The sequence below is a fragment of the Pseudomonas sp. BNK-45 genome (assembly GCF_047456255.1).
Classification (GTDB): domain Bacteria; phylum Pseudomonadota; class Gammaproteobacteria; order Pseudomonadales; family Pseudomonadaceae; genus Aquipseudomonas.
The window spans coordinates 1,053,334-1,079,436 of record NZ_CP179909.1 but is presented as its reverse complement, the minus strand read 5'-3'; the positions used below and the strand labels follow the sequence as shown (position 1 = coordinate 1,079,436).

26 protein-coding genes are annotated in these 26,103 nt (G+C 63.5%); 12 read left to right on the top strand and 14 right to left on the bottom strand.

What is annotated here, in order from left to right; translation table 11 throughout:
* Nucleotides 1-2: 2 nt before the first annotated feature.
* The 3 genes from rnk to cyaY all read right to left on the bottom strand — a co-directional run bounded on the left by rnk (nucleotide 3) and on the right by cyaY (nucleotide 1,129).
* Nucleotides 3-416 (bottom strand): nucleoside diphosphate kinase regulator, encoded by a 414-nt coding sequence (gene rnk, locus ACMGG8_RS04940; protein WP_011064182.1) that lies wholly within the window; start codon nucleotides 414-416, stop codon nucleotides 3-5.
* 142 nt (nucleotides 417-558) lie between these two features.
* Nucleotides 559-792 carry a DUF1289 domain-containing protein gene (locus ACMGG8_RS04935; protein WP_016966946.1) on the bottom strand — a complete coding sequence of 78 codons (234 nt, stop codon included), beginning with the start codon at nucleotides 790-792 and terminating at the stop codon, nucleotides 559-561.
* 4 nt (nucleotides 793-796) lie between these two features.
* The gene (cyaY, locus tag ACMGG8_RS04930) at nucleotides 797-1,129 is read right to left on the bottom strand and encodes an iron donor protein CyaY (RefSeq protein ID WP_060841683.1); all 333 of its coding nucleotides are present in this window, start codon (nucleotides 1,127-1,129) and stop codon (nucleotides 797-799) included.
* Between the two features lie 239 nt (nucleotides 1,130-1,368).
* On the opposite strand from cyaY, the gene lptM reads away from it, so the two are divergent.
* From lptM to ACMGG8_RS04900, 6 genes are read left to right on the top strand one after another with little or no spacing between them, the layout of a single operon-like run.
* Complete coding sequence (gene lptM, locus ACMGG8_RS04925) at nucleotides 1,369-1,527, top strand: LPS translocon maturation chaperone LptM (RefSeq protein ID WP_082729310.1); 159 nt, start codon at nucleotides 1,369-1,371, stop codon at nucleotides 1,525-1,527.
* A gap of 9 nt (nucleotides 1,528-1,536) precedes the next feature.
* The gene (gene lysA / locus ACMGG8_RS04920) at nucleotides 1,537-2,784 is read left to right on the top strand and encodes a diaminopimelate decarboxylase (RefSeq protein WP_060841684.1); all 1,248 of its coding nucleotides are present in this window, start codon (nucleotides 1,537-1,539) and stop codon (nucleotides 2,782-2,784) included.
* 4 nt (nucleotides 2,785-2,788) lie between these two features.
* Entirely contained in the window at nucleotides 2,789-3,619 is an 831-nt protein-coding gene (dapF, locus tag ACMGG8_RS04915; protein ID WP_047306595.1) for a diaminopimelate epimerase, read from the top strand.
* A gap of 13 nt (nucleotides 3,620-3,632) precedes the next feature.
* The gene (locus ACMGG8_RS04910) at nucleotides 3,633-4,358 is read left to right on the top strand and encodes a DUF484 family protein (RefSeq protein WP_060844951.1); all 726 of its coding nucleotides are present in this window, start codon (nucleotides 3,633-3,635) and stop codon (nucleotides 4,356-4,358) included.
* A 2-nt stretch (nucleotides 4,359-4,360) separates the two neighbouring features.
* Entirely contained in the window at nucleotides 4,361-5,257 is an 897-nt protein-coding gene (gene xerC, locus ACMGG8_RS04905; RefSeq protein WP_060841686.1) for a tyrosine recombinase XerC, read from the top strand.
* Nucleotides 5,257-5,952 (top strand): HAD family hydrolase, encoded by a 696-nt coding sequence (locus ACMGG8_RS04900; protein ID WP_414159254.1) that lies wholly within the window; start codon nucleotides 5,257-5,259, stop codon nucleotides 5,950-5,952. Before xerC ends, ACMGG8_RS04900 begins: the two co-directional genes overlap by 1 nt.
* A gap of 142 nt (nucleotides 5,953-6,094) precedes the next feature.
* Here ACMGG8_RS04900 and sutA read toward each other — a convergent pair whose 3' ends face one another.
* The 4 genes from sutA to glnK all read right to left on the bottom strand — a co-directional run bounded on the left by sutA (nucleotide 6,095) and on the right by glnK (nucleotide 8,866).
* Nucleotides 6,095-6,418, bottom strand: a complete 324-nt coding sequence (sutA, locus tag ACMGG8_RS04895; protein WP_016965454.1) for a transcriptional regulator SutA — start codon at nucleotides 6,416-6,418, stop codon at nucleotides 6,095-6,097.
* A 102-nt stretch (nucleotides 6,419-6,520) separates the two neighbouring features.
* Nucleotides 6,521-6,946, bottom strand: coding sequence for a secondary thiamine-phosphate synthase enzyme YjbQ (locus tag ACMGG8_RS04890; RefSeq protein ID WP_060841688.1), 426 nt, complete (start codon nucleotides 6,944-6,946; stop codon nucleotides 6,521-6,523).
* Between the two features lie 210 nt (nucleotides 6,947-7,156).
* Nucleotides 7,157-8,494 (bottom strand): ammonium transporter, encoded by a 1,338-nt coding sequence (locus ACMGG8_RS04885; protein ID WP_060841689.1) that lies wholly within the window; start codon nucleotides 8,492-8,494, stop codon nucleotides 7,157-7,159.
* A 33-nt stretch (nucleotides 8,495-8,527) separates the two neighbouring features.
* The gene (gene glnK, locus ACMGG8_RS04880) at nucleotides 8,528-8,866 is read right to left on the bottom strand and encodes a P-II family nitrogen regulator (protein WP_002555808.1); all 339 of its coding nucleotides are present in this window, start codon (nucleotides 8,864-8,866) and stop codon (nucleotides 8,528-8,530) included.
* Between the two features lie 415 nt (nucleotides 8,867-9,281).
* Here glnK and ACMGG8_RS04875 point away from each other — a divergent pair, with 415 nt between their 5' ends.
* Together ACMGG8_RS04875 and ACMGG8_RS04870 are read left to right on the top strand one after the other, a co-directional pair.
* A complete protein-coding gene (locus ACMGG8_RS04875; RefSeq protein ID WP_016965457.1) occupies nucleotides 9,282-9,542 on the top strand; it encodes an accessory factor UbiK family protein in 261 nt (86 codons plus the stop codon).
* 187 nt (nucleotides 9,543-9,729) lie between these two features.
* Complete coding sequence (locus ACMGG8_RS04870; protein WP_414159253.1) at nucleotides 9,730-11,223, top strand: YifB family Mg chelatase-like AAA ATPase; 1,494 nt, start codon at nucleotides 9,730-9,732, stop codon at nucleotides 11,221-11,223.
* Nucleotides 11,224-11,227: 4 nt separating this feature from the next.
* Here the strand turns inward: ACMGG8_RS04870 and ACMGG8_RS04865 are convergent, their stop codons facing one another.
* Both ACMGG8_RS04865 and ACMGG8_RS04860 read right to left on the bottom strand, forming a co-directional pair.
* Entirely contained in the window at nucleotides 11,228-12,442 is a 1,215-nt protein-coding gene (locus ACMGG8_RS04865; RefSeq protein ID WP_060841692.1) for an aldose 1-epimerase family protein, read from the bottom strand.
* A 113-nt stretch (nucleotides 12,443-12,555) separates the two neighbouring features.
* The gene (locus tag ACMGG8_RS04860; protein WP_060844953.1) at nucleotides 12,556-13,134 is read right to left on the bottom strand and encodes a TetR/AcrR family transcriptional regulator; all 579 of its coding nucleotides are present in this window, start codon (nucleotides 13,132-13,134) and stop codon (nucleotides 12,556-12,558) included.
* 113 nt (nucleotides 13,135-13,247) lie between these two features.
* Between ACMGG8_RS04860 and ACMGG8_RS04855 the strand changes: the two genes are divergently transcribed.
* Nucleotides 13,248-14,174: an ABC transporter six-transmembrane domain-containing protein gene (locus tag ACMGG8_RS04855; RefSeq protein WP_414159252.1), complete on the top strand. Its 927-nt coding sequence runs from the start codon at nucleotides 13,248-13,250 to the stop codon at nucleotides 14,172-14,174.
* A 26-nt stretch (nucleotides 14,175-14,200) separates the two neighbouring features.
* On the opposite strand, the gene ACMGG8_RS04850 is transcribed toward ACMGG8_RS04855, so the two are convergent.
* Together ACMGG8_RS04850 and ACMGG8_RS04845 are read right to left on the bottom strand one after the other, a co-directional pair.
* On the bottom strand, nucleotides 14,201-16,177 hold the full coding sequence (locus tag ACMGG8_RS04850) for a methyl-accepting chemotaxis protein (RefSeq protein ID WP_108545015.1): 1,977 nt from the start codon (nucleotides 16,175-16,177) through the stop codon (nucleotides 14,201-14,203).
* A 193-nt stretch (nucleotides 16,178-16,370) separates the two neighbouring features.
* The gene (locus ACMGG8_RS04845; protein ID WP_060841696.1) at nucleotides 16,371-17,291 is read right to left on the bottom strand and encodes a LysR substrate-binding domain-containing protein; all 921 of its coding nucleotides are present in this window, start codon (nucleotides 17,289-17,291) and stop codon (nucleotides 16,371-16,373) included.
* 159 nt (nucleotides 17,292-17,450) lie between these two features.
* Here ACMGG8_RS04845 and ACMGG8_RS04840 point away from each other — a divergent pair, with 159 nt between their 5' ends.
* A complete protein-coding gene (locus tag ACMGG8_RS04840) occupies nucleotides 17,451-18,851 on the top strand; it encodes a NorM family multidrug efflux MATE transporter (RefSeq protein ID WP_173655966.1) in 1,401 nt (466 codons plus the stop codon).
* A gap of 41 nt (nucleotides 18,852-18,892) precedes the next feature.
* Here ACMGG8_RS04840 and ACMGG8_RS04835 read toward each other — a convergent pair whose 3' ends face one another.
* Nucleotides 18,893-20,566 (bottom strand): putative bifunctional diguanylate cyclase/phosphodiesterase, encoded by a 1,674-nt coding sequence (locus ACMGG8_RS04835; protein WP_060844955.1) that lies wholly within the window; start codon nucleotides 20,564-20,566, stop codon nucleotides 18,893-18,895.
* Nucleotides 20,567-20,833: 267 nt separating this feature from the next.
* On the opposite strand from ACMGG8_RS04835, the gene rep reads away from it, so the two are divergent.
* Both rep and ACMGG8_RS04825 read left to right on the top strand, forming a co-directional pair.
* Complete coding sequence (gene rep, locus ACMGG8_RS04830) at nucleotides 20,834-22,843, top strand: DNA helicase Rep (protein WP_060841699.1); 2,010 nt, start codon at nucleotides 20,834-20,836, stop codon at nucleotides 22,841-22,843.
* 55 nt (nucleotides 22,844-22,898) lie between these two features.
* The gene (locus tag ACMGG8_RS04825) at nucleotides 22,899-23,471 is read left to right on the top strand and encodes a xanthine phosphoribosyltransferase (RefSeq protein WP_016968070.1); all 573 of its coding nucleotides are present in this window, start codon (nucleotides 22,899-22,901) and stop codon (nucleotides 23,469-23,471) included.
* Between the two features lie 113 nt (nucleotides 23,472-23,584).
* Here ACMGG8_RS04825 and ACMGG8_RS04820 read toward each other — a convergent pair whose 3' ends face one another.
* On the bottom strand, nucleotides 23,585-25,516 hold the full coding sequence (locus ACMGG8_RS04820; protein WP_414159251.1) for an acetyl-CoA hydrolase/transferase C-terminal domain-containing protein: 1,932 nt from the start codon (nucleotides 25,514-25,516) through the stop codon (nucleotides 23,585-23,587).
* Between the two features lie 136 nt (nucleotides 25,517-25,652).
* On the bottom strand, nucleotides 25,653-26,069 hold the full coding sequence (locus tag ACMGG8_RS04815; RefSeq protein ID WP_011064205.1) for a c-type cytochrome: 417 nt from the start codon (nucleotides 26,067-26,069) through the stop codon (nucleotides 25,653-25,655).
* Nucleotides 26,070-26,103: the final 34 nt, after the last annotated feature.

The following is a 26,103-nucleotide window of genomic DNA, read 5'->3' as shown; positions in this document are numbered from 1 at the left end:
TATCAGAGGTGGTAGTCGCCGGCGGCTTCCGGCTGGTATTCCACTTCCAGCAGCGTCAGCTTCAGGGTCTTGCCGCCCGGGGCCGGCCAGTCGATGTATTGACCGACCTGCAGGCCCAGCAAGGCACTGCCCACTGGCGCGAGGATCGAAATCTTGCCCTCGTCGGCATTGGCGTCCTGTGGATAAACCAGAGTCAGGTGATAGTCCTTGCCGCTGCTTTCTTCACGGCAGTGCACACGCGAATTCATGGTGACGACACCGGCCGGAACTTCATCGTGACCCACCAGCGTTTCGGCACGATCCAACTCGGTTTGCAGTGCGATGACGCCTGGCAGCGAGTCGTCCAGGCTGTCGATCAGACGCTCCAGACGTTGCACGTCAAGGCGGGTAAGGATGATGGATGGTGCAGTACTCATGATCCTGGCTGACTCCTATTTTTTCTGCACAAAAAAGCAAAACCCCGCCAAATAAGACGGGGTTCTCACCGGCCTCGATGTAGCGAGGCGAAGCCGGACACTATCACAGCACACTGAATAAACAAACCGTACGAGTACGAACCTAAAGTCCCTCCGCGGCCACGCTCTGCTTGCGCAGCAACGCCTGGGCACAGATCACTCGCCGACGCTGATCATCGGCCGAGCGCCACTCGCGAATGTCCTCGACATGACGAAAGCAACCGCGACAGACCTTCTGCTCATCGAGACGGCACAGGCTGATGCACGGCGAACTCACCGCCGGACTGACGTTGCTGTAGAGGGGCTTGGGCGGGCGCACGGCAGCGGGCTCGGTCACGATCTCAGAGCCCTTCGAACTCAAGCTTGATGTCCGCCTGTTCGAAGACGATACGTTCCAGCATCTCGCCCAACTGCTCCTCGCTCTTGTCGCACATCCAGCGCTCGCTTTCCTCGTCGTAGTCGAAGTGGAAACCACCGGATCGGGCCGCCAGCCACAGTTGGCGCAGAGGTTCCTGGCGGCTGAAGATCACCTGGCTGCCGTTGTCGAACTTGACGGTGAGCACACCGGCCGAGCTTTCCAGGTCGATGTCCAGGTCGCTCTCATCGAAAATATCCTCCAGCGTCTGCTGGGTAGCGTCCACCAGGTCGTGAAAACGGGCTTCGGTCAAACTCATTGCGGGAACCTCGAATAGTGTCTACTCACGCTCAAGCGCCGCAAGATACGGGCGCTCCCCGGCGAATGCAAAGGATACCGAACAGGCGGACAAATGCGACGTCCATTGCGCCGCCAGCCATCCAAAGCCCCTGAACAGGGCCTGGCAAAGGCCCGCTGGACGGGAGTTACGCTGCATAGGCAAGCTGCCGGGTGGCCGGTATACTCGGGCGCAATTTACGCATTCTCAAGGATTTCGCCATGAAGCGCCTGATCTCTTCCCTTGCTGCGCTCGTCGCGGTTGCCTGCCTTGTTACTGCCTGTGGCCAGAAAGGCCCGCTGTATCTGCCTGATGACAGCAAATCCCCTGAAGAGCAGGCCAAGTCGCAATCGAAGTCGCACAAGCACGACACCTACTAAGGGCTCACCATGGACGCTTTCAACTACCGCGACGGTGAGCTGTTCGCGGAAGGCGTAGCCCTGTCCGCCATTGCCGAGCGTTTCGGCACGCCGACCTACGTCTATTCCCGAGCGCATATCGAGGCCCAGTACCTGGCCTATGCCGAGGCACTTGCCGGCATGCCGCATCTGGTCTGCTTCGCGGTAAAGGCCAACTCCAACCTGGGCGTGTTGAATGTCCTGGCCCGCCTGGGCGCCGGTTTCGACATCGTCTCCCGGGGCGAACTGGAGCGGGTCCTGGCCGCCGGTGGCCAGGCCGACAAGATCGTCTTTTCCGGTGTCGGCAAGACCCGTGACGACATGCGTCGCGCCCTGGAAGTCGGCGTCCACTGCTTCAACGTCGAATCCGCCGAAGAACTGGAGCGCCTGCAACAGGTCGCCGCCGAGCTGGGAGTTCGCGCGCCGGTCTCGCTGCGGGTCAACCCCGACGTCGACGCGGGCACCCACCCCTACATCTCCACCGGGCTCAAGGAAAACAAGTTCGGCATCGACATTGCCACGGCCGAGGATGTGTACATCCGCGCCGCGCAACTGCCGAACCTGGATATCGTCGGGGTCGACTGCCATATCGGCTCGCAACTGACCACCCTGGAACCCTTCATCGACGCCCTCGACCGCCTGCTGGACCTGGTGGATCGCCTTGGCGAGTGCGGCATCTACCTGCGCCACATCGATCTGGGTGGTGGCCTGGGCGTGCGTTATCGCGACGAAGAGCCGCCGCTGGCCGCCGACTACGTCAAGGCGGTGCGCCAGCGCCTGGATGGCCGCGACCTGGCCCTGGTGTTCGAACCGGGCCGTTTCATCGTCGCCAACGCCGGCGTGCTGCTGACCCGGGTCGAGTACCTCAAGCACACCGAACACAAGGATTTCGCCATCGTCGACGCGGCCATGAACGACCTGATCCGCCCGGCGCTGTACCAGGCCTGGATGGACGTCAGCGCCGTGCAACCACGCGACGCCGAACCCCGTACCTACGACATCGTCGGCCCGATCTGTGAAACCGGTGACTTCCTCGCCAAGGAACGCTCCCTGGCCCTGGCCGAGGGCGACCTGCTGGCGGTGCATTCCGCTGGCGCCTATGGTTTCGTCATGAGCTCGAACTACAACACCCGCGGCCGTGCCGCTGAAGTGCTGGTCGATGGCGACCAGGCTGTTGAAGTGCGTCGCCGCGAGACGGTAGCCGAGTTATTCGCTGGCGAAAGCCTGCTGCCGGAGTAAGACCATGCTGCTGCGTTTTACCAAGATGCACGGCCTGGGCAATGACTTCATGGTTCTCGACCTGGTCAGCCAGCACGCGCATATTTTGCCCAAGCACGCCAAGCAATGGGGTGATCGCAACACCGGGATCGGCTTCGATCAGTTGCTGATCGTCGAGGCCCCGAGCAACCCGGACGTGGATTTCCGCTATCGGATCTTCAACTCCGATGGTTCCGAAGTGGAACAGTGCGGCAACGGTGCCCGTTGCTTCGCCCGCTTCGTGCTGGACAAGCGCCTGACCACCAAGCGCCAGATCCGCGTCGAGACCAAGAGCGGCGTGATCGAACTGGACGTGCGCAACGACGGTCAGATCAGCGTCAACATGGGGGCGCCACGCCTGGTGCCGGCGGATATCCCGTTCCAGGCACCGGCCCAGGCCAACAGCTACACGCTGGACGTCGATGGCGTCCAGGTCGAGCTGGCCGCCGTGTCCATGGGCAACCCCCACGCCGTGCTGCGGGTGGATGACATCAACAGCGCGCCGGTGCACGAGCTGGGGCCGAAGATCGAGCATCACCCGCGCTTCCCGGCGCGGGTCAATGTCGGTTTTCTCCAGGTGCTGGACCGTCAGCGCGCGCAATTGCGGGTCTGGGAACGCGGTGCCGGGGAAACCCAGGCCTGCGGCACCGGTGCCTGCGCAGCTGCAGTGGCCGCGATCAGCCAGGGGTGGATGGATTCGCCACTATTGATCGACCTGCCAGGCGGGCGCCTGTCCATCGAATGGGCAGGTCCAGGCCAACCGGTGATGATGACCGGCCCGGCAGTACGCGTATACGAAGGACAGGTGCGTCTTTAAGTGAGCGAAACCCATGACTGATCAGCCCCAGGCTCCCGCCGCAAAGCCCGACCCAGTGCCTTCTGCCGACCTGGACGCAGCCGCCGTCGCTGCGTACCTGGAGGCCCATCCGGACTTCTTCGTCGACCACGACGAGCTGCTCCCGGCCTTGCGCATTCCCCACCAGCGCGGCGATACCGTGTCGCTGGTGGAGCGACAGATGAAGATCCTGCGCGAGCGCAACATCGAGATGCGCCACCGCCTGTCGCAACTGATGGACGTGGCCCGGGACAACGACCGCCTGTTCGACAAGACTCGCCGCCTGATTCTGGCGCTGATGGACGCCAGCAGCCTGGAAGAAGTGGTCATGAGTGTCGAGGACAGCCTGCGCCAGGACTTCCAGGTACCCTTCGTCAGCCTGATCCTGTTCAGCGACAACGCCATGCCGGTGGGTCGCTGGGTCTCGGCCGCCGAAGCCCAGGGCGCCATCGGCGGCCTGCTCTCGGAAGGCAAGAGTGTCAGCGGCAGCCTGCGCGAACATGAACTGGACTTCCTCTTCGGCGAAGAACAGCGCAAGCAGATCGGCTCCACCGCGGTGGTCGCTCTGGCGCATCAGGGCCTGCATGGAGTCCTGGCCATCGCCAGCCGTGACCCGCAGCACTACAAGAGCTCGGTCGGCACCCTGTTCCTCAACTACATCGCCGAAGTCACCGGCCGGGTCCTGCCGCGCTTCACCCACTCGCTGCGCTCGGTACGCTGACCATGCAGCAGCAACTGGATGCCTACTGCGCACACCTGCGCAGTGAGCGCCAGGTGTCGCCCCACACCCTGCAGGCCTATCGACGCGATCTCGACAAGGTGCTGGGGTTTTGCGAGAAACAGCAGGTCCGCAGCTGGACCGACCTGGATGTCCAGGGCCTGCGCAGCATGATTGCCCGTCTGCACCAGCAGGGTCAGTCGTCCCGCAGCCTGGCCCGCCTGCTGTCCGCGGTGCGCGGGCTCTATCACTACCTGAACCGCGAAGGGCTGTGCGATCACGACCCGGCCAACGGCCTGGCGCCGCCCAAGGGCGAACGCCGCCTGCCCAAGACCCTGGACACTGATCGCGCCCTGCAGCTGCTCGATGGCGCAGTGGAGGATGACTTCCTGGCCCATCGCGACCAGGCGATCCTGGAGCTGTTCTACTCCTGCGGGCTGCGTCTTTCCGAACTGACCAGCCTGAACCTCGAGCAACTGGATCTGGCGGACGGGCTGGTGCAGGTCCTGGGCAAGGGCAGCAAGACCCGCGTGCTGCCCGTGGGCAAAAAAGCCCGGGAGGCCCTGGCACTGTGGCTACCGCTGCGCGCCCTGAGCAACCCGCCGGACGGCGCCCTGTTCGTCAGTCAAAAGGGCCGGCGCCTGGGGCCGCGCGCCATCCAACTGCGGGTCAAGGCCGCCGGAGAGCGCGAGCTGGGGCAGAACCTGCATCCGCACATGCTGCGTCATTCCTTTGCCAGCCACCTGCTGGAGTCTTCCCAGGACCTGCGTGCCGTGCAGGAGTTGCTCGGGCACTCGGATATCAAGACCACACAGATCTACACCCACCTGGACTTCCAGCACCTGGCAGCGGTCTACGACAGCGCCCACCCTCGGGCCAAACGCAACAAAGGCGGTGAGTAATGACCATCAAACTGATCACCTTCGACCTTGATGACACCCTCTGGGACACCGCCCCGGTGATTGTCAGCGCCGAGGCCACCCTGCGTCAGTGGCTGACCGAGCATGCACCGAATCTCGGCGGCGTGCCGGTGGAGCATCTGTGGAGCATTCGCGAACGCGTGCTGCTCGAACAACCGCACCTCAAGTACCGAATCAGCGCCCTGCGCCGCCAGGTACTGTTCCATGCCCTGGAAGAGGCTGGGTACGAGCACAGTCAAGCCAGCCAACTGGCCGATCAGAGCTTCGAAGTATTCCTGCACGCGCGGCATCAACTGGAGATCTTTCCCGAGGTGCTGCCGACCCTGGAAGCCCTGGCCAATCACTTCGCCCTGGGGGTGGTCACCAATGGCAATGCCGACGTGCGCCGCCTGGGCCTGGCGGACTACTTCAAGTTCGCCCTGTGCGCCGAAGACATCGGGGTCGCCAAGCCGGATGCCCGACTGTTCCATGAAGCCCTGCAGCGCGGTGGCGCAACGGCCGATACCGCCGTGCATATCGGCGATCACCCGGGCGACGACATTGCCGGCGCCCAGCAGGCGGGCCTGCGCGCGATCTGGTTCAATCCCAGCGGCAAGACCTGGGAAGCCGATCGCGCACCAGATGCCGAGATCCGCAGCCTGATTGAACTGCCACGACTGCTGGCCAGCTGGAAATAGGCGGCCGGCCGCCGCAGCCTCAAGCCTCAAGCCTCAAGCCTCGAACTTATAGCTTGCAGCTCGTAACTTGCCGCTGCCTGTCTTTCTTCCATGAAAAAGCCCGCAGCGACGGCGGGCTTTTTCAGCAAGCAAGTAGCAAGGCTCAGATAGGCCGGCTGCCGTACTTGTTATCAGGCTTCTTGGGCGGATCGGCGACCACATTGGCCTCGACTTCCTGCACTTTGCCGCCACGGGCCAGGAACTCTTCCATGGCACGCGCCAGTGCATCACGCTCCTTGTTCTTGGCTTCGACACTCGGCAGCTCGTCTACCGAAACGGCAGCCTTGGCCTTGCCTTTGGCGGTCGGAGCAGGAACATCACTGCCATCGTCTTCCACCACATCGTCGGCGGCCGCTTCAAGACCTTCTTCGGTATCGTCTTCGTCACCTACTTCGAGGTCGTCGTTTTCCAGATCATCGTCGCTCATGTTCTACCTCATGACTTGCGAAAAGCAGATTAGTTATAGCCCAGCTGCGCCGACTGTCGAAGGCCGCCGGAAAAAAATCAACGTCCACTGATACTCAGCGGCTTATGCCCTATCACCCTGCAGGGTGGCAAGGACTTTGCGAGCACCGCCATGATCGCGATGCTCGCCCAGATAAACACCTTGCCAGGTGCCTAGCGCCAAGCGTCCCGCCGCTACCGGCAAAGTCAGCTGACAGCCTAGCAAACTGGCCTTGAAGTGCGCCGGAAGGTCGTCTTCGCCTTCGTCGTTATGTTCGTACCCGGCCATGCCTTGAGGCACCAGGGTGTTGAAGAAACGTTCGAAGTCACGCCGGACCGCCGGATCGGCGTTCTCGTTGATGGTCAACGAGGCCGAGGTATGTTGCAGCCATAAATGCAGCAGACCAACCCGACACGCCCTCAACTCGGGCAGGCCGGCGAGCAACTCGTCCGTCACCAGGTGAAAGCCCCGGGGCCTGGCCCGCAAGGTAATCAGGGTCTGCTGCCACATACCGATCTCCACGCTTCGGCGCGCATTCTAGCGCGCTCAGTGAAAAAACAAAGCGCCGAATAATCCTGCTTTAGTGTAAGCATTTGTCCTGCTGGAAATCGCCACGGCAAACACGCCAATGCTTGTCAGAAAATCCTTTCAGCCATTTTTCAATGACAAACGTCAGGCAAAAAAATGCCCGGCCGGAGCCGGGCTTTTTTCCCCACGCGATTACAGGTTGTAACCACGCTCGTTGTGTTGCGCCAGGTCGAGGCCGACCGCTTCTTCTTCCTCGGTGACACGCAGCCCCATGACCGCATCCAGGACCTTGAGGATGATGAAGGTGACGATCGCGGTGTAGATCACGGTGAAGCCGACGCCCTTGGCCTGGATCCAGACCTGTGCCGCGATATCGGTGACGGTGCCGAAGCCGCCCAGGGACGGTGCAGCGAACACGCCGGTGAGGATCGCCCCGAGAATACCGCCGATGCCGTGAACGCCGAAGGCATCCAGGGAGTCGTCATAACCCAGCTTGCGCTTGAGGCTGGTGGCGCAGAAGAAGCACACCACACCTGCCGCCAGGCCAATGATCAGCGCACCCATCGGGCCCACGGTACCGGCGGCCGGAGTGATGGCGACCAGGCCGGCCACCACGCCCGAAGCGATGCCCAGCGCGCTTGGCTTGCCGTGGGTCATCCACTCGGCAAACATCCAGCCCAGGGCGGCGGCAGCCGTTGCGATCTGCGTGACCAGCATGGCCATGCCGGCGGTGCCGTTGGCAGCCGCCGCGGAACCGGCGTTGAAACCGAACCAGCCGACCCACAGCATGGCCGCGCCCATCAGGGTGTAGCCCAGGTTATGCGGCGCCATGGGCGTGGTCGGGAAGCCTTTGCGCTTGCCCAGCACCAGGCAGGCCACCAGCCCGGCGATACCGGCGTTGATGTGGACCACAGTGCCGCCGGCGAAGTCCAGCACGCCCCAGTCGCCCAGCAGAGAACCCGGACCGCTCCAGACCATGTGGGCAATTGGCGCGTACACCAGGGTGAACCAGACGCCCATGAAGATCAGCATCGCGGAGAACTTCATCCGCTCGGCGAAGGCACCGACGATCAGTGCCGGAGTGATGATGGCGAAGGTCATCTGGAAGGTGACGAACACCGCCTCGGGGAACAACGCCGCCGGGCCGGTCAGGCTGGCCGGGGTGACCCCCGCCAGGAAGGCCTTGGACAAGCCGCCCACGAAGGAATTGAGATTGACGACGCCAGCTTCCATCCCGGTGGTATCGAACGCCATGCTGTAGCCATAGATGAACCACAGGACAGTGACCAGACCGGTGATGGCGAAGCACTGCATCATCACGGAAAGAATGTTTTTCGAACGCACCATGCCGCCGTAGAACAGCGCCAGCCCGGGGATGGTCATGAACAGCACCAGGGCCGTGGAGGTCAGCATCCACGCGGTGTCGCCGGAGTTGAGCACTGGAGGGGGCACCGGATCTGCCGCCAAGGCCAGGCCAGGCATTACGAGGGACAACAGGGCTCCTAGCCCTGCGAATTTACGCAGAGTCATATTGTTTTCTCCTGGGGCGTTGGGTTTGGCGGCTTAGATGGCGTCGGTATCGGTTTCGCCGGTACGGATGCGAATAGCCTGTTCCAGATTGACCACGAAGATCTTGCCGTCACCGATCTTGCCGGTGTTGGCGGCCTTGGTTATCGCCTCGATAACCCGGTCAAGATCCTTGTCGTCAATGGCGACATCGATCTTCACCTTGGGCAGAAAATCCACCACGTACTCCGCACCGCGATACAGCTCGGTGTGACCTTTCTGCCGGCCGAAGCCTTTGACCTCAGTAACGGTAATGCCCTGCACGCCGATTTCGGACAGCGACTCGCGCACGTCGTCCAACTTGAACGGCTTGATGATGGCAGTGACTAGCTTCATGAAACTCTCTCCCGAATTGGTGGACTTGCCCCAGGAAAACAAACCCGACTCAAGTCTAAGCGCAGTGCCTGGCTTTGTAACGCATCGTCGGCCTTACTCAGCCAGACCGACGCCAGCTAACCGCTCCTGACGAAACACCCCCCGCGCAGGCTGCCGCACTGCATTCGTCACAGCGACTGCATCAGTGCATGGGTCACCAGGGTCTAAGCAGAAAGCTTGCCAGCTCGGGAAAATTCAGTGATTTCAGTCCTTTGCCTGGCGCTGGCGGCGAATACCGGAAAACCGGGCCCGGCATACGCACAAAAACAGTGCGTCGGCGCCCGGCCGGATGCGCGAAAAACGTGCAACCCAGGCTCGCCTGGAGCGCTGTTGCTGCGTGATACACTGCGGGCCGACTGCAATTCAGGACTCTCCCATGCTCGCGCCCAAAGACCTTCTCGATGCCCTGAGCGGCCACGCCTCGCGTTTGCTCAGCGGTGACACGCCCCTGCCCCGCAACGAAATCGAAAGCCAATTCAAGGCCCTGCTGCAAAGCGGCTTCAGCAAGCTCGACCTGGTCAGCCGGGAAGAATTCGACAGCCAGATGGTGGTCCTGGCCCGCACCCGCGCACGCCTGGAAAGCCTCGAAGCCAAAGTGGCGGAGCTGGAAGCGCGGCTGAATCCGGCACAAGACTGAGCTGAACCGCCGGTTCGCCGGCAAGCCGGCTCCTGCAGCCCCGTGCCGCAGGCGCCGACTGGCCAGCCAAAGCCGCAGCGCCGGCGACATATCCTGTGCCCATTCAAGCACCTCTGCCGCCCCCCCTCATCTATCCTTGCAGCAGCCCCGTAGGAAGCGGTTCCGCTGTCTCAAGGAAGAACTCCCCATGTCCCTGGCGATCATTCACAGCCGTGCCCAGGTCGGCGTGCAGGCACCGGCGGTCAGCGTTGAAGTGCACCTGGCCAATGGCTTGCCAAGCCTGACCCTGGTGGGCCTGCCGGAAGCTGCAGTCAAGGAAAGCAAGGACCGGGTGCGCAGCGCCATTCTCAACGCCGGGTTCGATTTCCCCGCGCGCCGCATCACCCTCAACCTGGCTCCGGCGGACCTGCCCAAGGATGGCGGGCGCTTCGACCTGGCCATCGCCCTGGGCATCCTCGCCGCCAGCGTGCAAGTACCGGCGCAGGCCCTGGACAACATCGAATGCCTGGGGGAACTGGCGCTGTCCGGAGCAGTAAGGGCGGTGCGCGGCGTACTCCCTGCCGCACTGGCGGCGCGCGACGCCGGACGCACCCTGCTGGTGCCCCGCGCCAATGCCGAAGAAGCCTGCCTGGCCAGTGGCCTGGAGGTGATCGCGGTCGAGCATCTGCTGCAAGCCGTGGCCCATCTCAACGGCCAGGCACCGATAGCGCCTTACATCAGCGACGGCCTGACACAGAGCCACTCCCCCTACCCCGATCTTCGCGAAGTACAGGGCCAGCTCGCCGCCAAGCGCGCCTTGCTGATCGCCGCGGCCGGTGCCCACAACCTGCTGTTCAGCGGCCCGCCAGGCACCGGCAAGACCCTGCTGGCCAGCCGCCTGCCCGGCCTGTTGCCCCCCTTGCAGGAGGACGAGGCCCTGGAAGTGGCGGCGATTCAATCGGTGACCAGCCACACGCCCCTGCGCCACTGGCCCCAGCGGCCGTTTCGTCAGCCTCATCATTCGGCTTCGGGGGCGGCGCTGGTCGGAGGCGGCTCCAAACCCCAACCCGGGGAAATCACCCTGGCCCATCACGGCGTGCTGTTTCTCGATGAGCTACCGGAGTTCGATCGCAAGGTATTGGAGGTCCTGCGCGAGCCCATGGAGTCCGGGCAGATCATCATCTCCCGGGCCCGCGACCGGGTGCAGTTCCCGGCACGCTTCCAACTGGTCGCGGCGATGAACCCCTGCCCCTGCGGATACCTTGGCGAACCCAGCGGACGCTGCCGCTGCACGCCGGAACAGATCCAGCGCTATCGCAACAAGTTGTCCGGCCCGCTGCTCGATCGCATCGACCTGCACCTGACCGTGGCCCGCGAGGTCACCGCCCTCAACCCCAGGCCACAAACGGGCAACGACAGCGCCGAAGCCGCCGCCAGAGTCGCCCGGGCACGCCAGCTGCAAGGCCAGCGCCAGGGCTGTGCCAACGCCTTTCTCGACCTGCCCGGCCTGCGGCGCCATTGCCAGTTATCCACAGCCGACGAGCACTGGCTGGAAGCGGCCTGCGAACGCTTGAACCTGTCGTTGCGCGCCGCTCACCGCCTGCTCAAGGTGGCCAGGACCCTGGCCGACCTGGAGCAGGCGGCAAGCATCAGTCGCGACCATCTGGCAGAGGCGCTGCACTATCGTCCCGGCGCCGATTGAAGGTTCACTCCTTGGACAGATCCACCAGCGGCGTTGGCCGCACTTCGGTCTGACGCCCTTGCTGGATCTGACTGACACGATTCAAGGCGTTGTCCACCGCAACCTTGTCCGCCAACAGGCTGTAGCGGATCTGAAACTCCCGCTGCTCCTTGGGACCAATCGTCGGCACCAGATTCAATGGACGCTGATAACGGCGGTTGTAGGAAAAACTGGTGCCCGGCTCCAACCCGGTCACATAGCCCTGGCCCTGGGTGTCGGTGTTTTTCCACAGCGAGAACACCGGCAACTGTCGGGTATTGAAGCCCAGGGACACCCCGAGGCTGCCCGCCTTGTTGTGCAGCACCGCCAGGGTCTCGCCCTGGGCATCGGCATAAGGCACCACGTTGTACACGGTTTCGTCATAGTCGCGGGTCGGGCCGCGGTAGGTCTGCCAATCGCCCAGATCGGCCTTGGCCTTGTCGTTGAACGGCGACACCTGTTTGACCGGCGCGGCAAATTTTGCCCCCTGTTCAAGGAACGGGGTGCTGAAGTTGCTGTGGTACAGCGCCTGATATTCCTTCGCATAATCGCCGTTGTTGGTCAGGCGATCGTTGAGGGTGAAGCTGGTGCTGCCGGGCTCGGTGACCAGCTCGGTGGCCACGCTGAAGTCGACCTTCTTGAACGCCTGCTCCTTGAGTTCGCCTCGCAGATGAATCGCATAGGGCGGCTGTTCGTCGATGTGCAGGGTGACTTTGCTGGCCGGAATGTTCGCGGCGCGGCCATGCAGGGTCAGCAATTCACCGTTGTCCATGCCCGGGTGCCCGACCCACTCGTAACCGCAGCGCGTCACCAGCTCGTTGAAGCCTTCCAGCCAGCCCAGGCCACCGCGGCCATTGAGTTCGATGAAGGCCGGATTGACCACTTCCTTGACCGGTGAATCCCACCCCAGGCGCACGTCGCCCACCGAGGCCTGCAGCACATTCATGCCTCGGGTCGGCACCAGCGAAAGCTTCATCTGGCCGTTGTCGATATCGACGATGCTGACCCCTTCCTGGCGGCCGCCATGCAAGGTGCGCAAGGTCACGGAGAAGGGTTGCGCGGTCTTCAGACCCAACTGCTCGCTGGTGATATGCAGGTTTTCAGCGGCCTTGTCGGTGTCGAGCAGCACATAGTCCCAGGCCATGGCGTGGGAGGCGGCGGTCAGCGCGCCGAGGGTGACCAGCAGTTTGAGGGATGTCATGGAAGGGCTGCCTTTATTGGAGTTGTGCGGTTTTTATAGCGCTGAAGAATCGTTTCAGCAAGCTACAAATTCGCGATTGACCGCACAACTCCGCCACTGCCCGGCTTTGCCTTTCAGGCCTTGAATCCCAGCAGCAGGCCCGCCACTTCCATGACTTCCTGCAACGCAGCCCGGGCCGACTCGGGAGAAGCCCGCAGCAGCAGGTCATCGGTGTAGCCCATGGTCTGCGCAAGCAACTGCCGGGCCGCGCGCTGGGGGTTGGCGCAGTGAAACACCCCCGTCTCGACTCCATCGACAATGATGCCGGCCAGCATTGCCTGCCACTGGCCATTGATCCTCAGGTAAGTCTCGGCCAGCTCGGCGTCGTGCATGGCTTCGTCCCAGGCATCGAGCCACAAGGCCCAGCCGTCTTCGGCACAATCGGGCAGACAGTCACGGATGAATCCTTGCAAAGCGTCCATCGGCGCCGCACCGCGCAGGGGCCCGCCCACCGCTTCCAATTGTTGATTGGCGAAATGGACGAAGGCTTCGCGGCGCAGCTCTTTGAAATCACTGAAGTAGTGATAAACGTGGCTGCGGGACAGGCCGGCATGCTCGGCCAGGTCCCGGGTGGAAACCTCGGCGAAACCCTTGCTGCGGAATAATTCCAGGGCGGCCTGGATGATCTGGTCTTTGCGGTCGTTACGCGACATGGGCAATCGGGCCTCTTGGCGCCAGGATGGACGGCGCTTGCATTTTGAGCGATCGCTCAAAGATAATTGAGCAGTCGCTCAATATTAACCCCAATCATTCTTGTGGTGCACTCATGCCCGCCGCTACCCCACTCATTGCCGTGGATCCAAAGCAGAAAATCGGCCAACAGTCCGCCGGCCAGACTCTCAAGGCCATAGCCAGGGCCTATCCGGGCAAGCTGTTCGGCACCCTGTCCCTGGTGGCCCTGGAGAACGCCCTGTTGCTGGCCTATCCGCTGTTCGCCGGCTTTGCCGTGGACTCGATCCTGAGCGGCGACGCCGCCCATGCGCTGATCTACGCCTTGGTGGTGCTGGGCTTCTGGGTGGTGGGCGCGGCGCGGCGAGCAGTGGACACCCGCACGTTCACCCGCATCTACGCCGACCTCGCGGTGCCGGTGATCCTCAACCAGCGCCTGCAACAGCAGGACACGTCCACCGCCGCGGCGCGGGTGGTGCTGGCCCGGGAGTTCGTCGACTTCTTCGAAAAGCACGTGCCGACCATCGCCACGGCCCTGGTGTCGATCGTCGGCGCAGCGGTGATGCTGCTGGTGATCGAACCCTGGATCGGCCTCGCCTGCCTCACGGCGCTGCTGCTGTGCGTGACCCTGCTGCCGCGTTTTGCCCGCCGCAACCAGCAACTGCACGAACGCCTGAACAACCGGCTGGAAAAGGAAATCGGCCTGGTGGCCAAGGTCGGTGCCGTCTCGCTACAGCGCCACTATCGCCTGCTGTCGCGGCTGCGCATCGGCCTCTCGGACCGGGAAGCGACGGCCTATCTGTTCCTTGGTGCGGTCGCCGCGCTGCTGTTCGTCATCGCCATCAGCCAGCTGGCGCTGGCACCCGAGGTCAAGGCCGGCCACGTGTATGCGGTGATGACTTACCTGTGGACCTTCGTCAGCAGCGTCGATGAGGCGCCCACCATGGTCGACCAGCTGGCGCGCCTGCGGGATATCGGCAAGCGCGTGGATCCGGGCCTGGCTGAGTCGGCCGAGCCCCGCTGAGCCCCGGCCCAGCCGGCTGGGCCAGATCAGCGGAAGCGGTCGACCTCCTGGCGCAGGTCGGCGGCCAGGGTTTCCAGCTCACGGGCGGTGAGCGCCAGGTTGGACACCACTTCACGCTGCTCGCTGTTGGCCTGGGCAATGCTCTGCAGGTTGCTGCTGAGCACCGTGGCGGTGCTGCTCTGTTCCTGAGTCGCGGTGGTGATGGCGGCGAACTGTTCACCGGCGCTGCGGCTCTGCTCGTCGATCAGGGCCAGGGCCGAGGCGACATTGGCGTTGCGCGACAAGCCTTCCTGCATCAGGCGGTTGCCCTGTTCCATGGTTTCGATGGCGTTGCCGGTTTCCTGCTGGATGCTGTTGATCATCTGCGAGATTTCATCAGTGGCCTCGCGGGTGCGCGACGCCAGGTTGCGCACCTCATCGGCGACCACGGCAAACCCGCGCCCCTGCTCGCCGGCACGCGCGGCCTCGATGGCGGCGTTGAGGGCCAGCAGGTTGGTCTGATCGGCAATGGCGGTGATCACCCCGACAATCCCGCCAATCTCCTGGGAACGCTGGCCCAGGGTATTGATCACCGTGGCCGTGCTGTTGAGGGCCCCGGCAATCTGCTCCAGGGACGCCGAAGCCTGCTGCATGGATTCGAGGCCGATATGGGTCTGCTCGGCGTTTTCCTGAGCCAGACGCTGGGTGCTGCCCATGTTGTCGGCGATGTTCAGCGAAGTGGCGCTGAACTGCTCCACCGCCCCGGCCATGCTGGTGATCTCGCCGGACTGCTGCTCCATGCCTTCATAGGCGCCGCTGGACAGACCGGACAAGGCCTGGGCCCGGCCATTGACCTCGGCAGCGGAACGGCGAATGTGCTCGACCATGGTCGACAGGGCTTCGCCCATCTGGTTGAAGCTGCGGGCCAGCTGGCCGATTTCGTCATGGCTGGAGACATTCAGCCGCGCGCTCAGGTCGCCGCCCCCCAGGGCCTGGGCCTGGCGCACCAGATCGCTCAGGGGCGCCAGCTTGCTGCGCAGCAGCCAGACCGTGGCCCCCACCGCCAGCAGCATCGCCAGCAGGCTGCCGATCACCAGGCGAATCCCCACGCTCCAGGTCACCGCACGGATCTCGGCCTTGGGCATGCTGGCCACCACCGACCAGGGACCACCGGCAAACGGCACCGCCAGGCTGTAGAAGTCCTCGCCCTGATCGCTCCAGAAGCGGCCCTTGCCCGGTTCCTTCGCCGCAGTGGCCATGACCTGCGCAGCCTGGTCCAGCCCCTGCACACCGGCCGGCGGCACCAGCCACTTGTCCTGCTCGTCGAGCAGGGCCAGGGAACCGCTCTGGCCGATGCGAAAACGCTTGAGATTGTCGAACTGGGCATTCTGCGCATCGGTGTAATCGAAACCGACAAACAGCACCGCGATGACCTTACCGCCGCGATCCATCACCGGGGTGTACTGGGTCATGTAGAAGCGTTCAAAGAGCAGGGCGCGACCGACATAGCCCTGGCCCGCCATGAGTTTCTGATAGGCCGGGTGGGCATGATCGAGCAAGGTGCCGATGGCCCGGCTGCCGTCCTGCTTGCTCAGGGAGGTACTGACCCGGATGAAGTCATCGCCGCTGCGCACGAACAGGGTCGCCACCCCGGCAGTCATCTGCTTGAACTCGTCCACTTCCTCGAAGTTGTTGTTGAGCACCACGTCCCCCAGGTGCAGGCCCGGGGTCTGGACCCCGGCCACACTCACCGGTTGCTCGGGGTGCAGGCTCAGGCCGCCGCTGAAGCGGTTTTCGAACAGGCCGCTCAGGCGCTGGGTGCTCTCGCGCAGGCTGCCGTGGAAGGTGTTGAGCTGGTCCGCCAACAGCCGCGCCTCGCTGGCCAGGTGCTCTTCCCGGGTATCGAGGTTCGCCGAATCCAGTGAGCGCAGGGCAAACAGGGTGCTGCCACTGATGACCAGGGCAAGAATCAGGGCAAGGGCAAGCCCAAGCTGGGAGGCTATGCGGGCACGGGGTTGGGACATGATGGCTCCTTGCCGAGAAGGCGGATCATCCTGATCGGTCAGCACGCTCGGCAGTCATAATTCTAGGATTTTTAGTAATTTAGGACCTTCCTGAACGCTGGTTCCATAACCCATGGATTCGGCGGCGCCGGCAAATACTTGAGCGCCTTGCAAGGATATCTGCGCGCCCCCGCCGGCCGGGCACTGCATCGTTTCAGCCGAGGCGCTCTACCTCGGGCAATTGCATGGCCTGGACCTCGCCCTGGAGAAAGTCGCTGAGGCGACGCAAACGTTCGCCTCCCGGCCGGGTCTTGGGCCACACCAGGTAATAGTTCAAGCCACTGGCGACGGCGGTCGGCCAGGGCAGGCTCAAGCGACCCTGAGCCACATCTTCGGCCACCATCAGCAGATCCCCCATGGACACGCCGTAACCCCGAGCCGCCGCGATCATCCCCAGCTCCAGGGTGTCGAACACCTGCCCGCCCTTGAGCGAGACCTGATCGGTGAGCCCCATGTGCTCCAGCCAGCTGCGCCAGTCACGGCGGTCCGGCGTAGGGTGCAAGAGCTCGGTGGCCGCCAGCCGCGCCACATCCCAGGGCTGGTCGTTGAGCAGGTTCGGCGCCCCCACCGGGATCAACAGCTCGGGGAACAGGTAGCTGGCTTCCCAGTCCGGGGGAAAGTGGCCATTGCTCAGCAACACCGCGCAGTCGAAGGGTTCCTGGTTGAAATCCACCGAGTCCACGTCCATCCAGGCGCTGGTGAGCTGTACCTCGTTGCCCGGCTGCAGGTGGCGGAAGCGGCTGAGGCGCGCCAGCAGCCAGCGCATGGTCAGGGTCGAGGGCGCCTTCATGCGCAGGATGCCGTCTTCGGCGCGCAGGGTATTGCAGGCCCGTTCCAGCGCGCCGAAGCCTTCACGGATGCCCGGCAACAGCAGGCGCGCCGCCTCGGTCAGTTGCAGGTTGCGCCCGCTGCGCTGGAACAGTCGGCAGGCGAAATGCTCCTCCAGGGTGCGGATATGCCGGCTGACGGCGCTTTGGGTAATCGACAGCTCTTCGGCGGCACGGGTGAACGAGCTGTGGCGTGCCGCCGCTTCAAAGGCACGCAGGGCATACAGAGGAGGCAGACGACGAGACATGGATGTGCTCCGGACAACACCAGGGCGCCAGACTGGCAGAAAATGGCTTCGCATGAGTTTTTATCATGCCAGCAAGTATTTTTATCCTTTTGTGCTATGCGCTGTAAGCACCGAGAATCAGCGCTCTTCCCGAATTTTCAAGAATCGAGCCTGATGACCATGCAGCATCCAGCACGCACCGAACTCTGGGCCATCCTGCGGCTGGCGGGGCCGTTGATCGCCTCGCAACTGGCGCACATGCTGATGGTCCTCACCGACACCCTGATGATGGCCCGCATCAGCCCGCAAGCCTTGGCCGGCGGCGGCCTGGGCGCCGCCAGCTATTCCTTTGTCTCGATTTTCTGCATCGGCGTGATTGCCGCGGTAGGCACCCTGGTGGCGATTCGTCAGGGCGCCGGAGACATCGAGGGCGCCGCGCGCCTGACCCAGGCGGGACTGTGGCTGGCCTGGATCATGGCCCTGGTCGCCGGCCTGCTGCTGTGGAACCTCAAACCGCTGTTGTTGCTGTTCGGCCAGACCCCGAGCAACGTCCAGGCCGCCGGCCAGTTCCTGCTGATCCTGCCATTTGCCCTGCCCGGCTACCTGAGTTTCATGGCCCTGCGCGGCTTCACCAGCGCCATTGGCCGGGCAACCCCGGTGATGGTCATCAGCCTGGCGGGGACGGTGGCCAACTTCCTGCTCAACTATGCGTTGATCACCGGCATGTTCGGCCTGCCGAAACTGGGCTTGGTGGGGATCGGCCTGGTGACTGCCATCGTCGCCAACTGCATGGCCCTGGCCCTGGCCTGGCACATCAAGTGCCATCCGGCCTACGCCGCCTACCCGCTGCGCCGGGGCCTGGCCCGCTTGAATACCCGGTACCTGCGGGAGCTGTGGCGCCTGGGCCTGCCCATTGGCGGCACCTATGCCGTGGAAGTCGGGTTGTTCGCCTTTGCTGCGCTGTGCATGGGCACCATGGGCAGCACCCAGTTGGCGGCGCACCAGATCGCCCTGCAGATCGTGTCAGTGGCGTTCATGGTGCCGGCGGGTATCTCCTACGCCATCACCATGCGCATCGGCCAGCATTACGGCGCCGGGCAACTGCCCGATGCGCGGCTGGCCGGGCGGGTGGGCATCGCCTTCGGCGCGGTGGCGATGCTCGGGTTCGCCATGGTCTTCTGGCTGCTGCCCAACCAACTGATCGGGCTGTTCCTCGACCACAACGACCCGGCGTTCGCCGAGGTGATCCGACTGGCGGTGAGTCTGCTGGCGGTGGCGGCCTGGTTCGAGCTGTTCGATGGCACCCAGACCATCGCCATGGGCGCGATTCGCGGCCTCAAGGACGCCAAGACCACCTTCCTGGTGGGGCTGGGCTGCTACTGGCTGATCGGCGCGCCCGCGGCCTGGCTGATGGCCTTTACCCTGGGCTGGGGACCGACCGGTGTCTGGTGGGGACTGGCCCTGGGCCTGGCCTGTGCGGCCATCAGCCTGACCCTGGCGTTCGAATGGCGGATGCACCGCATGATCAAGCGCGAGCCCCGCGTCACGACCGCGAGCCTGCCGGCCGGCGCGGCGGAGTGACAGGCGCCGCGCACCGCCGGCCATGGCGGTGAAGCGGCGCCTCAGGCCCTGCCGTCCCGCAACGACTGCTGGCTGCTGCCGAAGGTCAGGTAATCCATCAGTTGCGCCAGGGGCAACGGCTTGCTGATCAGGTAGCCCTGGACCTGATCGCAGCCAAAGCCCCGCAGCAGCGCCAGTTGCTCTGCGGTTTCCACCCCTTCGGCCACCACATCCAGGTTGAGGTTGTGGGCCAGGTTGATCATGGCGTGTACCAGCTTGCGGTTCTCCTCCCGCTGCTCCATGCCGCCGACAAAGCTCCGGTCGACCTTGAGCAGCGTGATCGGCAGGCTGTTGAGGTGGACGAAGGAGGAAAACCCGGTGCCGAAGTCGTCCAGGGAAAAACGCACCCCCAGGCGCCCGAGGGCATCCATGGTCTGCTTCACCAGATCGCTGCGGCGCATCACTGCGGTTTCCGTCAGTTCGAACTCCAGCCACTGCGCCTCGACGCCGCGTTCGGCAATCAGCCGGCTCAGGGTCGACAGCAACTGACTGTCCTGGAACTGGCGGAACGACAGGTTGACCGCCATGTGCAGCGGCGGCAGCCCGCGCTCGCGCAGGGCCTGCATGTCGCGCAGGGCCCGGGAAATCACCCAATAGCCCAGGGGCACGATCAGCCCGCTCTGCTCGGCCAGCGGCACGAACTCGCTGGGGGGCAGCAAGCCGCGCTCGCCGTGGCGCCAGCGCACCAGAGCTTCGAGGCCGACGATCTTGCCATCGTGCAGGTTCAACCGGGGCTGGTAGTGCAGCTCCAGCTCGTCACGGCGCAGGGCCCGGCGCAGTTCGCTTTCCAGGTCGGCGAGGCTGCGGGCATTGCGGTTGATCCGCTCGTTGAAGATGTGAAAGGTGCAGCCCTGGGTGCTCTTGGCCTGCTGCATGGCGATGTGCGCATGCCACATCAGCGGGTCGGCGCCGGCATTGGCCCGGGCATGGGCAATCCCCAGGCTGCAGCCGATCAACAGGCTTTCACCGTCGACCCAGTAGGGTTCGGCCATGGCTTCGGTGATGCGCTCGGCCATCCACTCGGCACGCTGGGGAGCGCGGCGGGTGTCGATGAGCAAGGCGAATTCGTCGCTGCCCAGACGGGCCAGTTGATCACCGGCCTCCAATTGGCTCTTGAGCCGCGACACCACCTGCAGGATCAGGCGGTCACCGGCCTGATGACCGAGGGCATCGTTGGCGTGGCGAAAGTTGTCCAGGTCCAGATGCCCCAGGGCCAGGCCGCGACCGTCGTTTTCCGCCAGGCGTGCGGCCAGCAGGGTCTGGAAGCCCTGGCGGTTGGCGATGCCGGTCAGGGGGTCCTGCTCGGCCAGGCGCTGCAGGGTGGTTTCCAGCACGCCGCGCTCGCGCACGTGGCGCAGGCAGCGGCGCAAGGCATCGGTGCTCAGGCAGGAACCCACCAACCAATCGCTGACGCCCACCGGGGCCACTTCGGGCTCCTGGTCCAGCAACAGAATGGTCGGCAGGCTGCAACGCCCGGGGCCGGGCTGCAGTTGGGCAATGGTCAACAAGACCGCATTGCGGTCGTCTTCAAACAAACGGCTGACCGACTCCCAGCTGGGAGCGCTGATCAATACCACCGAGTCTCCCAACGGAGCGACACACTCGCGCAACAACGCTGTCCACACAGGCTCTTCGGCCAGTAGCAGCAAACGCAAGGGTTCGACAGGCTTAGACAAGCTAGCTCCCTAGACTCTGCAAAATAAGTTGGCGGCGGGCATTATGGCGCGCGAATAAACAATAACAAATGATATTGATTATCATGCGCAATTTCTTGTACCGCTCTAACTCGAACATTAGGCGCATATTCAGCGAGCATCCTGAGGGAAAGTATCAAAACCGGCAAATTTAGATCGCGTTGTGCGTCACAAGTCGGAGACAGCAGCAGAATCCGTCCAGCCTGTTAAAATGCCCGCCCTTTTCGCAACCGATCTCCTTTTACTGTCATGTCCCGACTCAATCCCCGGCAGCAAGAAGCCGTGAACTATGTCGGCGGCCCTCTTTTGGTGCTCGCCGGTGCAGGCTCCGGCAAGACCAGCGTGATCACCCGCAAGATCGCGCACCTGATCCAGAACTGCGGTATCCGCGCCCAGTACATTGTCGCCATGACCTTTACCAACAAGGCCGCGCGAGAAATGAAGGAACGGGTCGGCACCCTGCTGCGCGCCGGCGAAGGCCGCGGCCTCACGGTGTCGACCTTCCACAACTTGGGCCTGAACATCATCCGCAAGGAGCATGCGCGGCTGGGCTACAAGCCGGGCTTCTCGATCTTCGACGAAACCGACGTCAAGGCCCTGATGACCGACATCATGCAGAAGGAGTACTCCGGGGACGACGGCGTCGACGAGATCAAGAACATGATCGGCGCGTGGAAGAACGACCTGATCCTACCGGCCCAAGCCCTGGAGAATGCCCGCAACCCCAAGGAACAGACCGCAGCCATCGTCTACACCCACTACCAGCGCACGCTCAAGGCGTTCAACGCGGTGGACTTCGACGACCTGATCCTGCTGCCGGTGAAGCTGTTCGAAGAACACGCCGACATCCTGGAGAAATGGCAGAACAAGGTGCGCTACCTGCTGGTGGACGAATACCAGGACACCAACGCCAGCCAGTACCTGCTGGTGAAAATGCTCATCGGCAAGCGCAACCAGTTCACCGTGGTGGGCGACGACGACCAGTCGATCTACGCCTGGCGCGGCGCGCGGCCGGAAAACCTGATGCTGCTCAAGGACGACTACCCGTCGCTGAAGGTGGTGATGCTGGAGCAGAACTACCGCTCCACCAGCCGCATCCTGCGCTGCGCCAACGTGCTGATCTCCAACAACCCCCACGAGTTCGAAAAGCAGCTGTGGAGCGAGATGGGCCACGGCGACGAGATCCGCGTGATCCGCTGCCGCAACGAAGATGCCGAGGCCGAGCGAGTGGCCATGGAGATCCTCAGCCTGCACCTGCGCACCGACCGGCCCTACAGCGATTTCGCCATCCTTTACCGGGGCAACTACCAGGCCAAGCTGATCGAACTCAAGCTGCAGCACCATCAGGTGCCCTATCGCCTGTCCGGCGGCAACAGCTTCTTCGGACGCCAGGAAGTCAAGGACCTGATGGCCTACTTCCGCCTGATCGTGAACCCGGACGATGACAACGCCTTCCTGCGGGTGATCAACGTGCCGCGCCGGGAAATCGGCTCCACGACCCTGGAAAAACTCGGCAACTACGCCACCGAACGCAAGATCTCGATGTACGCCGCCACCGACGAGATCGGCCTGGGCGAACACCTGGACAGCCGCTTTACCGATCGCCTGGCGCGCTTCAAGCGCTTCATGGACCGGGTCCGTGAACAATGCGCCGGCGAAGACCCGATCTCCGCCCTGCGCAGCATGGTCATGGACATCGACTACGAGAACTGGCTGCGCACCAACAGCTCCAGCGACAAAGCCGCGGACTACCGGATGGGCAACGTCTGGTTCCTGATCGAGGCCTTGAAGAACACCCTGGAAAAAGACGAAGACGGCGAAATGACCGTCGAGGACGCCATCGGCAAGCTGGTCCTGCGGGACATGCTGGAACGCCAGCAGGAAGAGGAAGAAGGCGCCGAGGGTGTTCAGATGATGACCTTGCATGCCTCCAAGGGCCTGGAGTTTCCCTACGTGTTCATCATGGGCATGGAAGAGGAAATCCTTCCCCACCGCTCCAGCATCGAAGCCGACACCATCGAGGAAGAACGCCGCCTGGCCTACGTGGGCATCACCCGCGCCCGCCAGACCCTGGCCTTCACCTTTGCCGCCAAGCGCAAGCAATACGGTGAAATCATCGACTGCGCGCCCAGCCGCTTCCTCGATGAACTGCCCCCGGACGATCTCGCCTGGGAAGGCAACGACGACACGCCGACCGAAGTCAAAGCCGTTCGCGGCAATAGCGCTTTGGCGGATATACGCGCGATGTTAAAGCGCTAAAATCGACTATTTTTAACTGACCTTTGGCGCAATTGGCGCTATTTGAGGAAGCTCCGTGGAAGCACTGCACAAGAAAATTCGCGAAGAAGGCATCGTGCTTTCCGATCAAGTACTGAAAGTCGACGCCTTTCTGAACCATCAGATCGATCCGCAGTTGATGAAGCTGATCGGCGACGAATTCGCCACGCTGTTCAAGGATTCGGGCATCACCAAGATCGTCACCATCGAAGCCTCGGGGATTGCCCCGGCCATCATGACCGGCCTCAATCTGGGCGTGCCGGTGATCTTCGCCCGCAAGCACCAGTCCCTGACCCTGACCGAGAACCTGCTGTCGGCCACCGTGTACTCCTTCACCAAGCAGGTGGAAAGCACCGTGGCCATCTCGCCACGGCACCTGACCAGCAGCGACCGCGTGCTGATCATCGACGACTTCCTGGCCAACGGTAAGGCGTCCCAGGCGCTGATCTCGATCATCAAGCAGGCCGGCGCCACCGTGGCCGGCCTGGGCATCGTCATCGAGAAGTCCTTCCAGGGCGGCCGCGCCGAACTGGACGCCCAGGGCTACCGCGTGGAATCCCTGGCCCGGGTCAAATCCCTGGCCGGCGGCGTGGTCACCTTCATCGAGTAAACCCGCCCGCCAGCCTTGCGTAGAGGCTGGCTTGTGTAGGAGCTGGCTTGCCAGCGAAGACGCCCTTGAGAGCAATGCTAGACTTAATGGCCCATTCGCCGGCAAGCCGGCTCCTACGACAGCGTTGGCGAAGTGGCCTGCAGACCGGCCAGCAGGAAGCGCTGATACAGCTCCTCGCGCAGCCCATCGGGCTGCTCCAGCCCCATGCGCTCAAGGTGCGCCGCAAAGGCCTCAGGCTCCGGCGCATCGAGTGCCGCCTTGCCCAGTTCGAGGATCTCGCTGAGCTTGAACTTGCTCTTGAGCCAGTTCAGCGCCCGCAGCAGATCACGCTCCTCGTCGCTGAAATCGCTGCCCAACGGATACTCCGGAAACAGGTGGCGATGACGCGCCTGAATCCTCTGCAGACGCTGTGGGCTGTTGTCGGTAAAACGCGGATCCAGACGAAAATCCTTCGGCAGCTTTCCGGCTTTCTGCGCCTGCTCCAGCAACCCGGGCTGAAAGCGTGAATCGCTGATATTGAGCAGCGCCTCGATCACCTTCGCATCCGTCTTGCCTCGCAGGTCGGCGATGCCGTACTCGGTGATCACGATGTCCCGCAGATGACGGGGGATGGTGCAATGGCCGTACTCCCAGACGATGTTTGAGCTCACCTCCCCCGCCGACTCGCGCCAGCTGCGCAGAATCAGCACCGAGCGAGCATCCGCCAGGGCATGGCCCTGGGCAACGAAGTTGTACTGTCCACCCACGCCACTGAGCACCTTCCCGCCCTGCAACTGATCGGACACGGCGGCGCCCATCAGGGTCATGGTGAAGGCGCTGTTGATAAACCGCGCATCCCGGCGTTGCAGGCGCTTGAGCTCTTCATGGCCATACAGCTCGTTGATGAAGCTGATGGCGGTCATGTTGAACTCCGCCAGCTTGGACTTGGGCAGTTCCCGCAGACGCTGATAGAAACTGCGCGGCCCGAGGAAGAATCCGCCGTGGATCGACACCCCGCCAGGCGCGGCCGTCGGATCCAGAGTGCCGGCGTTGGCTTGCCGTTGCAGCTCCAGCGTCGGGTAGACCTTGCGCCGCACAACCCCGGCATCCGCCAGGGCCAGCAGGCCGTTGACGAACATTTCGCTGCAACCGTAGAGCCCCTGGGCAAAGGGCTGGACGCCGCCTTCGCGGTCGATCAGCGCCTGCCAATGGTCCACCTGCAGATCCGCCAGCAGGGCGCGATACCCTTGGTTGTCGGCCTGCCGCGCCAGCAAGGCTGCGGTCAGCGCATCACCCATGGAGCCAATGCCGATCTGCAAGGTGCCACCGTCGCGCACCAGGGTGCTGGCATGCAGACCGATGCAATGATCCTGAATGCCCACCGGCATGTTGGGCGTGGAGAACAGGGTGCTGCGTTCTTCGTCATCGATCAGCAGGTCGAGGTCCGCGGCGTCGATTTCGGAGTCCCCCGGCATGTAAGGCAGGTCGCTGTGGACCTGGCCGAGGATCAGGATGGTTTCCCCCGCCGCACGGCGCTTGGCAATCATCGGCAGCAAGTCGAGGGTGATGTCCGGGTTGCAGCTCAGGCTCAGGCGTTCGGGGTGGTGCGGATCACGGGCCAGCAGTTGCGCCACCAGGTTCAGGCCGGCGGCATTGATGTCGCGGGCGGCGTGGCTGTAGTTGCTGCTGACATAGTCCTGCTGCGCCGAGTCGCTGTGCAAAAGGCTGCCGGGCTGCATGAAGAACTGCTGGACACGGATATTCGGCGGCAGGCGGTCGCGATGCAGATCGGCGAGGAAGTCCAGTTCCGGGTAATCGCCGAACACCCGCTCGACAAAAGGCTCGAGAAAGCGCTTCTGCAAACCGTCGCCCAGGGACGGCCGACCCAGGCTCAGGGCGGTGTAGATCGTCAGTTGGCGTTCCGGCAACTGGGCAATGCGCCGGTACAGGGCGTTGGCGAAACGATTGGGTTTGCCCAGGCCCAGGGGCATGCCCAGGTGAATGTGTTGCGGCAAACGGGCAAGCACTTCATCCACCGCATGCTCGATAGAACAGGATTGCAGCATCTGACCCTCCAGGGACCGTCCATGTATTGAGGTTGGACCGAGCTTGCCGGGAGTTTGCTGCGTTGAACAGTGCGCCGGGCGAATTGCGCCCACAAAAAAGCCGCTCGTAAGCGGCTTTTTCGCTGCAGATGGCGGCTTATTTCAAACCGGACATCTTCTGGATTGCGCCTTTGAGCTCGTCATCGGAGCAATCGGCGCAAGTGCCTTTAGGCGGCATGGCGTTGATACCGGTGATGGCCTTGGCCAGGATGCCGTCGAGGCCGCCCTGGTGATCGGCGCGCTCTTTCCAGGCCGCGGTGTCACCGATTTTCGGTGCGCCCAACAGGCCAGTGCCATGGCAAGCGTTGCAGTGTTTGGCAATCACGTCATCCGGGGACTTCGCGCCACCGCCGCCGCCCGCAGAGGCGGCCACTTCCATACCCTTGCATTCCTGCCCCTGGACGCAGACCTGGCCGACAGGCTCAAGACGCTTGGCAATGTCGTCATTAGTCGCAGCTTGAGCGCTGACTGCCCAAAGGGCCAATACGGTTGCTGGTGCGGCCAGCATTTTCATAATTAGGTTCACGCGTACACCCTCAATGGTGGCT